Genomic DNA, 6,181 nt, shown 5'->3' with positions numbered 1-6,181 from the left:
CCCCACCGCGTACCGTGCCCTCCCCGCCCAGGTCTCCCGTGCGGGCGGGGAGGGCACGGTACGCGGTGGGGTGATCCCGGCGGGCGCCTGGATGCTGCCGGCCGGTCTGATCGCGGCGATCGGCGCCGTGGCCGTCCTGCTGGGCGGCGGCTGGCGCGGCTACGAAATCAGCAAGCGCCTCCGCCGCCGCGGCGGCGACGGTACGGGTGCTCCGCAGGCATGACGGTTCCTGGCACTCCGCAGGACCCCGTCCTTCTGGTCGCCCAGGTCGAGCAGGCCGTCGAGCAGGTCGAGGCCGCCGTGGCGCTGGTCGTCGCGGACGCGCCGGGGGCCGACCCGCAGGGCACGCTGGTGCATGCCGGGGCCCTTGCGATCCTGCTCACCCAGGCCGGCGCGGTGGTCCAGGGCCATCCGGGGCTGCGGGCACGGGTGGAGTCGGCGCATTCGCGGTACGGGGCGGCGATGATCCGCCTGGGCGTGACGGTGCAGGCGCAACTGGCCCGCCTCGGGCCGGGTACGGCGGGCGCGCCGCCGTACGGGCATCCGGGCATGCCGTACGTCCCGCAGGGCCCGGTGACGGTCACCTTCCCGGGCAACGGCTACCCACCCCCGGGCACCGCCGGCCACGCCCCGCCGTACGCCGCATATCCCGGTGCGGTGCCGGGGACCGCTCCGCCGTACGCCGCTCCGCACGGCCCGCCGCCGTACGCGGCTCAGCCGCCGGGGGCCGCTCCGCCGTACGCGGCTGCGCCCGGCCCCGCGAAGCGGCGGCGGGCGGCGATCCCGGCGGGGGCGCGGAGGCTCGGGCGGCACATGGTCACCGCCGTCACGATCGCCGGGGCTCTGTTGCTCGCGTTCTCGTCCTACGCCTCGTGGTTCGGGCACCTGACGTACGAGCGCAACCAGCGGATCATGCTCGACCGGCTCAACGAGGAATTCAAGGTCGCCGCCGCCATCGCCGCCGCGCCCATGGCCGGGGACAAGGACCTGTCCTCGGTACCGAGCCCCGGCACCCCCGTGGCGCTGCTGGAGATCCCGCGGATCGGGGTACGCGAGGTCGTGGTGCAGGGCACCGGAACCAGTGAGCTGCGCGAGGCGGCCGGCCACTACCGCCCCTCCCCCATGCCGGGCCAGGTCGGCAATGCGGTGCTGGCCGGGCACCGCAACCTGTACGGCCGCCCGTTCGCCAGGATCGGCGAGCTGCGGCCCGGGGACAAGATCACGGTCAGCACCCAGGAGGGCCGGTTCCCGCACACGGTCGAGGCCGTGCAGCGGGCCGGGGCGGGCGAGGAGGACTTCCTCTCCCAGGGCACCTTCGTCAACCGCCTGACGCTGCTGACCACCGGCGACGCCGACCGGCCCGGTGGCAGGCTGGCGGTGGTGTCCCGGCTGGACGGCCCGCCGAGTTCGCTCAAGATCCTCGACCGGGACCCCATCGAGGTGGACGAGTTGGGCCTGGGCCGCGACCCCGGCGGGTGGCTGCCCGCGATCGGGTGGGGTCTGGCCACGGTGGGCGCGCTGTTCGGCACGATCGTCCTCTACCGGCGCTGGCGGACGGTCTCGACGTACCTGGTGACGAGTCCGGTACTGCTGGCGGCCGCGCTGCTTTGGTTCGAGTCGCTCGCGCGGTTGATCCCCTCCACCTACTGAACGCCGGGAGGGCCCGGCCGGATGGCCGGGCCCTCTGCTTCGGCGTCGCGGCGCTCAGGGGGTCAGTTGAGGTCGGTGAAGGTGCACTTGTTGGCCAGCGGGCTCGCGTTCACCTTGACGAAACCGGCGTCCGCGATGATCTTGTCGATGTGGGCGCCCCAGTTGCGGTTCGCGCTCGCGTGGGCGATGCCCAGGCCCGCGCTGCCGACCGGCTTGGTGTGCTGGGTGTTGGGCTTGCAGATCCAGCCGTTCTCGCCGATGTAGTCCTTGGCGTGGGCCGGGACGCTGGTGCGGTGGTAGACGTTGTAGAGGGAGCGGCTGTACTGGTAGCTGCCGTCCTGGATGGTGCTCGCCTGCGGGACGACGCCGTTGACCGAGATCAGGTCGGTGGCGGCGGGGCCGCACGCCGCGGCGCCGGTCTGGTACTTACCGAACGACAGCCACCAGATCGAGCGCTGCCGGTCGGCCACGGCGAGGTTGTTGATCGGGGTGCAGTCGTTCTCGAACAGCACCTGGCCGCCGGTCGCCGCGACGCAGGTGTTGGGGTTGCCGCCGAGGAAGGACTGCCAGGTCGCGTACGTGCCCGAGCTGGTCTGCAGGCCGTGGACGATGATCTGGCCCGAGCCGCCGCCGAAGTCGCTCCAGTTCTCGGCGCAACCGTCACCGGCGGTGTCCAGGAAGATCTCACGGAGCTGGTTGTGGGTGAGGCTGGTCACCGAGCCGGAGGGGCCGCCGTTCCACCGGGGGATGGCGATGGCGTCCTTGGCGAAGGCGACGTAGCGGAGCGGGTCCGCGGCGTTCTGACACTGGCTGGGGGCGCTGCCGGGGCCGGAGGAGGACCGGGCGTAGTCCACCGGGTACACGCCGGCGGTGCCCTTCTCACAAAGCTGGCGCAGTCCGGCGGACGAGCCCTGCGGGTAGAGGCTGACCGCGGTCTCGTGGTCGTAGTTCTCGTACTGGTTGGCCGCCGGCTGCGGGTGCGGGTCGCACTCGATCTGCGGTACGGCCGGCGGGACGCGGAGCGTGCAGCCCGGCGAGGCGTTGAACGCCTCGTCCAGGTTGGCGATCGCCTCGTAGGTGGTGTCGGAGCCGCTGCCCCGGATGATCTCGTTCATCTTGCCGTTCGCGCTGGGCGGGGCGGCCATCGCCGGGGCGGCGACCGCGAGGCTGAGGACGACACCGGCCACGAGGGTCACGACCCTGCGTAAGCGCGGCCTGCCGTCGCGCTCTTCTCCGACATTGCTCATTTCAGCGGACATGAATCCTCAATCCATTCAGAAGGGGGGTTTGTGGGACGTTGCGACGCACGCCGATAATCACGCCCAGCGCCGTCGGCAAGAACAACCAAGTCGTGTCCGCGAGGGGAACTGTTAGCCCACACCGGCGAAAATCCCGGGTTTTTCAGGGCGGCCGGAGAATTGTCCTTTCGTTTACGCGCCGGGCATGCGCCGTGCCTTTTCTCATTGATCACGGGCCGGATAGTGGCATGCCATGAGCAGGCCCCTCAGAATCGCCTTGGCGGCGGTCGCGCTGTGGTACGCCGCGGTCGCCTGTACCGGGCCCACGGGTGGCACGGCCACCCCCGCGCCCGCCGGTGTGCCACCCGTGACGGTGGCCGCGGGCAAGCGCATCGCGATCACCGAGCAAGGCCCGGTGCCGCGCCACCTGATCGCCGGGCCGGGGGACGACATCTCCTGGCGCAACGACACGCCCAGCGATCAGCGGGTGACGATGCTGGACGGCACGGAGTCGGGGTTGATCAAGCCCGGGGAGTCGTTCACTCGACGTTTCCCCACCTCGGGGACGTTCGCGTACGAGATCGGCCCGGTCGGCGCGCAGGGGCTGGTGGAGATCAACCTCCCCGAACCCACCTGGAGCTGACCGGGGCGCACAGCGGGCGCGGTCCTTACGGACCGCGCCCTCTCAGGTGCGCTGCGGCGTCAGCCGCCTTCCTTGATCGCCTCGCTGTAGACCTCGCGCAGCGCGGTCAGGTGGCCTTCCGCCGAGAAGCGCCGGCGGGCGACCTCGCGGCAGGCCAGGCCCATGGCCAGCGCCTCCCGCGGGTTCTGTAACAGCGCGAGCATGGCCGATGACAGCAGCAGCGGATCGTCCGGCGGGATGAGTCTCCCGGTCGCGCCGTCCACGATCAGCTCGGGCACGCCGCCGAGCGCGGTACCGATCACCGGCACCCCGCAGGCGAACGCCCGCAAGATCGCCAGCGGCTGGTTCTCCGGGGAGCGGGACGGCACGACCAGCGCGGTCGCCGACCTGATCAGCTCGGACATCTCCGGCTGGGGCAACCGCCCGGCGACCCGCACCCGCCCCGGCGCGACCTCGTCGGCCATCCGCTCCAGTGCCGACCGCGCCGGGCCGTCCCCCACGATCACCAGCTCGCCGATCCCGCGCAGCATGCCCATCGCGGTGATCGCGACGTCGAAGCCCTTCTCCGGGCCGAGCCTGCCCACGCAGACCAGCGGCCCGCCGGCCTCGGTCTTCGGCGGCGGGCCGGCCCCGTCGGCGAAGTGATCGAGCACGCGGACCCGGCCGGGCTGGGCCCCCGCCCGGGTCAGCCGTTCGGCCAGGAACCGGCTCGGGCAGATGAACCGCCGCACCGGCTCGTAGGCCCGTAACCTGCGATGCAACCAGGTTTCCAGGGACACGGCCAGGCCCGCGTCCGGCATGCCGTTCCGGCGACCCGGCTCTTGCAGGCAGGCGGGCCGGTAGTCGTGCACGGTCATGACCGTCGGCACCCGCGCCGCCCTGAGCGCCGACAGTACCGACGGCGAGAGCTGGTGATAGATCGCGTGGACATGGGCCACGTCCGGCCGGAAGTCCTCGATGACCTTGCCGATCCCGCGCCGGGCGCTGCTGGACCAGAGCATCCGCCCGGTGCCGCGTAACCTGCCGACCGGGCCGCGCGGCAGCGGATCGGTCGGGATGTACTTCGGGAAGTGCTCCTCGTAGGGGACGGCGATGTTGTCCGGGTGGCGCGCCGCGAAGAAGGCCACCCGCTCACCTCTCCCCCGTTGCAGGTCCGCGAGGGCGAGTAGATAGGACTCGGCGTCCCATTGGTGGTAGAGAAACCTGTTGACGTGCAAGATTCTCATATGCGGACCCTGTTTCGGGTGCGGGGCCCACGCCGCGACGCGGGCGGCCAGAGGAGCGGGTGGTGAATCAGATAAAGCCACTCTCGACACCGCGATGGAGATCGTTCGCGGACCTGCCCTTTATAGCCTGATCAAGGTCCGGCCGTAGGGAGCGGCGCATCAACGACTGGGAGGACTTGGGTGAATGCCCGGCAAACAGCGGAAAATCCGCTGATCGAGCCGACGATACGCCCGAGTGCCCGGAAAGACCGGTTCAGATAAAGCCTGGGGCGGCGAATTCCGGACCTGCGCGACCCGAATTCCCGCCCCGCCGTACCGGCCGGGGACACCCGGGCTTCAGCGGCTCATGGCCGCCCGTCCACCGTCACGTCCTCCAGGTTCAGCAGGGTGTCCACCAGCGGGAAGATCACGAACCACAGCAGCGCCAGCACGCAGCCGGCCAGGACGGCCGCCAGCGTCAGCTTCACCGGCAGACGGCCGGGCAACCGGCGCCAGATCCACGCGTACATCAGGCGCGCTCGTTTCCCAGGGCGACCGGTCTGCCCGCGGACTTCGCGCGCGTCTCGGCCAGTTCGGCGTGGACGATCAGCCGCTGCCGGTTCTGGAACTTGGGGGTGCAGGTGGTCAGCGTCAGCATGGCCTTGGTGGGCGGCTCGCGCGGGCGGTCCGGATTCGGCGCGACGACCTCGACCGACGTGGGCAGGACCACCCGCCGGCCGACGACGCGGTAGACGTACCAGCCGGTCTTGGTCTCGGCCACGATCGGATCGCCGGTGCGCAGGCGGTCCAGGTCCCAGAACACCGAAGCGATCCGATGACCGGCGACACCGACGTTGCCGATTTCGCCCGGCCGCGCGGTACGGGGGTAGTGACCAGGGCCTTTGCGCAGATCGGCCTGGGTCACCCCTTCGGTGACCGCCCAGCGCCGATCGAGCCGGGGAATGTGCAGCCTGGCCATCGGGCGGCCAGGAGCCGGTACGGCGTCACCGGCCGCCCAGGTCCGGTCGAGGACGGCGTCCAGTTCGCCCTGCTCCCGGTCGATCCGCCAGGCTTTGCCGTACGTCGCGTACCCGGCGAACAGCACCAGCAGCACGCCGCAGGTCAGCATGATCTCACCGGCGGCCCGCGCGATCCGCAGGTGGCGCGGCGTCCAGACCTGCCGGTCCTCCTGGACGGCGGTCGCGTGCTCGGCGGTGCCCGTCACAGGTCGTCTCGCAGGTAGCCGGATCGGCGCGAGGCGCGCAGGGTGATCCCGCCGCCGAGGATCAGGCCGATGCCCACGGTCAGCAGCGGCAGCACGTAGCCGTCACCGGTCTTGGCCAGGGAGTCCTCGGCCTCGGCGTCCACCGGCGCGACCGACTCCACGACCGTCCTGGTGGGGCGGGCGGACTTCTTCGGCGTGGCGGTGGCGCTCGGGCGGGTGC

General features: G+C 71.7%; 8 protein-coding genes. 3 read left to right on the top strand and 5 right to left on the bottom strand.

Going from position 1 to position 6,181, the window contains the following annotated elements; all coding sequences use genetic code 11:
• Nucleotides 1–223, top strand: a 223-nt coding sequence (locus tag C1I98_RS42050; RefSeq protein WP_158558292.1) for a hypothetical protein, incomplete at its 5' end; no start/stop codon positions are given.
• Nucleotides 220–1,650 carry a sortase gene (locus tag C1I98_RS33680; protein ID WP_111171383.1) on the top strand — a complete coding sequence of 477 codons (1,431 nt, stop codon included), beginning with the start codon at nucleotides 220–222 and terminating at the stop codon, nucleotides 1,648–1,650. The genes C1I98_RS42050 and C1I98_RS33680, both read left to right, overlap by 4 nt.
• Nucleotides 1,651–1,712: 62 nt before the next feature.
• On the opposite strand, the gene C1I98_RS33675 is transcribed toward C1I98_RS33680, so the two are convergent.
• Nucleotides 1,713–2,897 (bottom strand): substrate-binding domain-containing protein, encoded by a 1,185-nt coding sequence (locus C1I98_RS33675; RefSeq protein ID WP_158558291.1) that lies wholly within the window; start codon nucleotides 2,895–2,897, stop codon nucleotides 1,713–1,715.
• A 244-nt stretch (nucleotides 2,898–3,141) separates the two neighbouring features.
• On the opposite strand from C1I98_RS33675, the gene C1I98_RS33670 reads away from it, so the two are divergent.
• Entirely contained in the window at nucleotides 3,142–3,531 is a 390-nt protein-coding gene (locus C1I98_RS33670; protein ID WP_146607805.1) for a cupredoxin domain-containing protein, read from the top strand.
• Nucleotides 3,532–3,590: 59 nt separating this feature from the next.
• On the opposite strand, the gene C1I98_RS33665 is transcribed toward C1I98_RS33670, so the two are convergent.
• The 4 genes from C1I98_RS33665 to C1I98_RS42045 all read right to left on the bottom strand — a co-directional run.
• Nucleotides 3,591–4,757, bottom strand: coding sequence for a glycosyltransferase family 4 protein (locus C1I98_RS33665; RefSeq protein ID WP_111171380.1), 1,167 nt, complete (start codon nucleotides 4,755–4,757; stop codon nucleotides 3,591–3,593).
• Nucleotides 4,758–5,101: 344 nt separating this feature from the next.
• A complete protein-coding gene (locus tag C1I98_RS43300; RefSeq protein ID WP_199537416.1) occupies nucleotides 5,102–5,266 on the bottom strand; it encodes a hypothetical protein in 165 nt (54 codons plus the stop codon).
• A complete protein-coding gene (locus tag C1I98_RS33660; protein WP_111171379.1) occupies nucleotides 5,266–5,961 on the bottom strand; it encodes a class E sortase in 696 nt (231 codons plus the stop codon). Before C1I98_RS33660 ends, C1I98_RS43300 begins: the two co-directional genes overlap by 1 nt.
• Nucleotides 5,958–6,181: hypothetical protein (locus C1I98_RS42045; RefSeq protein WP_158558290.1), on the bottom strand; the 224-nt coding region annotated here is incomplete at its 5' end. The genes C1I98_RS33660 and C1I98_RS42045, both read right to left, overlap by 4 nt.

This window comes from Spongiactinospora gelatinilytica (assembly GCF_003236385.1).
Classification (GTDB): Bacteria; Actinomycetota; Actinomycetes; order Streptosporangiales; family Streptosporangiaceae; genus Spongiactinospora; species Spongiactinospora gelatinilytica.
This window is presented reverse-complemented; position numbering and strand designations above follow the sequence as displayed.